The 2747-nt window shown below is 73.9% G+C and carries 1 protein-coding gene; it reads left to right on the top strand.

Annotated elements, in window-relative coordinates; translation table 11 throughout:
* Nucleotides 1–2747: SDR family NAD(P)-dependent oxidoreductase (locus AB0I54_RS48020; RefSeq protein WP_363302735.1), on the top strand; the 2747-nt coding region annotated here is incomplete at both ends.

Genomic DNA, 2747 nt, shown 5'->3' with positions numbered 1-2747 from the left:
CACGGCATCTCGCCCGACTGGCACGCCCTCTTCCCGAGCGCCCGCCGCGTCGACCTGCCGACCTACGCCTTCCAGCGCGAGCGCTACTGGCTCGATGCGCCTCAGGCGCCGACCGCCGGCGCCTCGGAGGCGATGGACAGCGAGTTCTGGGACTCCGTCGAGAGCGAGGACCAGGCATCTCTCGGTGCGCTGCTGGGACTGGAACCCGCCGAACTGGACGTGGTCGCACCCAAGCTGTCCGCCTGGCGCCGGCAGCGGCGCGAGCAGTCCACCACCGACGGCTGGCGCTACCGGATCACCTGGCAGCCGCTCGGCGACACGGTCGGGGCCACTCCGTCGGGGACCTGGCTCTACGCGGTCTCCGAGGAGACCGCGTGGACCGAGGCGATCCACGCCGGGCTCACGGAACTCGGTGTCGCGCTCGTACCGTTCGCCGTGGACGAGGACACCGACCGCGACGCGCTCGCCCGGGCCTTCGCCGACGCCGGGTATGAGCAGGCTGACGGCATCCTGTTCGCCGCGGCACAGGGAGAAGCGGCGACGGACGCCCTCCAGCGGCTCGTCCTGCTCATACAGGCCCTCGGCGACGCCGGGATCGAGGCCCCGCTGTGGTGCCTGACCAGCGGGGCAGTGTCGACCGGCACGGCGGACCCGGTGACCGACCCAGTTTCCGCCCAGCTCTGGGGCCTGGGCAGGATCCTCGCCCTGGAACAGCCGCAGCGCTGGGGCGGGCTCGTCGACCTGCCCGCCGAACTCGACTCCCGCGCACTGGAGCGACTGGCCGGCCTGCTGGCCCAGGCCGACGAGGACCAACTCGCCGTACGCGCCTCCGGTGTGTCCGGCCGCCGCCTCGTGCGCGCGCCGCAGAACGCGGCACCGACGGACGCACCCTGGTCGCCGCGCGGCACCGTGCTCGTGACCGGTGGTACGGGTGCGCTGGGCGGGCACGTGGCCCGCTGGCTGGCCGGTGCCGGTGCGGAGCATCTGGTGCTCACCAGCCGCCGGGGCCCTGACGCCCCGGGCGCCGCCGAACTCAAGGCGGAACTGGAGGCGCTGGGCGCTCAGGTCACCGTCGCGGCGTGCGATGCGGCCGACCGCGACGCGCTCGCCGAGTTGTTCGGCCGGCACACCGTGAACGCCGTGGTGCACACCGCAGGTGTACTCGACGACGGCCTGGTCGAATCACTCACGCCCGAGCGCCTCAACCACGTGCTGCGCCCCAAGGTGGACGCGGCGCTCCACCTGCACGAGCTCACCCGGGACCGCCAGGACCTCGACGCCTTCGTGCTCTTCTCCTCGATGACCGGTGTCTGGGGCAACGGCGGCCAGGGCGCCTACGGTGCCGCGAACGCCTGCCTCGACGCCCTCGCCGAGCAGCGCCGGGCGCAGGGCTTGCCCGCGCTGGCCGTCGCGTGGGGACCCTGGGCGGACGGAGGCATGGCCGCCGGCGCCGCCGGTGATCACCTGCGGCGGCGCGGCGTACGGGCGATCGCGGCCCTTCCCGCGATCTCCGTGCTGCACGATGCGCTGACCCGCGGCGAGACCTCCGTGACCGTCGCGGACGTGGACTGGGACCGCTTCGCCCCGGCCTTCGCCGGCACGCGCCCCTGCCCGCTGCTGCACGGCGTGCCCGAAGCCCGCAAGGCCCTCCAAGTACGCGCCCAGGGCGCACAGAGCGCCGAAGTGCCCGCGTCCGCGCTGGTCCAGCGGCTCCTCGGCGCCACGCCGGGGGAGCAGGGCCGCATCCTGCTGGACCTGGTCCGCGAACAGGCCGCCACGGTGCTCGGCCACAGGAGCAAGGGCGTCTTCGACGCCGACCGGACGTTCCGCGAGACCGGCTTCGACTCGCTCACCGCCGTCGAACTGCGCAACCGGCTCAACACGGCCACCGGTCTCAAGCTGCCCACCACCCTGGTCTTCGACCACCCGACCCCCACCGCCCTCGCCCGTCACCTGGGCGAGGAACTCCTCGGCCGGCACGGGCCGAAGGCGGACGCCGCGCAGGCGACGGCCGCCGCCGCGGCCGACGAGCCCCTCGCGATCGTCGGCATGAGCTGCCGCTTCCCCGGCGGCGTCCAGTCGCCGGAGGACCTGTGGGAGTTGCTGAACTCCGGCCGGGACGCGATGTCCGGCTTCCCCGCCGACCGCGGCTGGGACATCGACGCGCTCTACGATCCCGACCCCGACCGGCCCGGCACGACGTACTCGCGCCAGGGCGGCTTCATCCAGGACGCCGACCGCTTCGACGCCGGTCTCTTCGGGATCTCGCCGCGCGAGGCGCTGGCCATGGACCCCCAGCAGCGGCTGCTGCTGGAGACCGCGTGGGAGGCTTTCGAGCGGGCCGGCATCGCCCCCGCGTCCGTCCGCGCCAGCCGTACCGGTGTCTTCATCGGCACCAACGGCCAGGACTACGCCAACGGACTGCGCAACGCCCCCGAGGAGATCGAGGGGTACGCGCTCACCGGCAAGGCGGCCTCGGTCGTCTCCGGACGCATCTCCTACACGTTCGGCCTCGAGGGACCCGCGGTCACGGTCGACACGGCGTGCTCTTCGTCGCTCGTGGCCCTCCACCTCGCCGCGCAGGCACTGCGGAGCGGCGAGTGCTCGATGGCCCTGGTCGGGGGCGTCACCGTCATGACCACACCGGACCTGTTCGTGGAGTTCAGCCGGCAGCGCGGGCTGTCGCCCGACGGCCGGTGCAAGGCGTTCGCGGCCGGGGCGGACGGTACGGGCTGGGGCGAGGGCGT

The sequence above is a fragment of the Streptomyces sp. NPDC050625 genome (genome assembly GCF_040654755.1).
Classification (GTDB): Bacteria; Actinomycetota; Actinomycetes; order Streptomycetales; family Streptomycetaceae; genus Streptomyces.
Note: the sequence above shows the minus strand (reverse complement) of the source record. Positions and strands in the feature narration are given on the sequence as shown.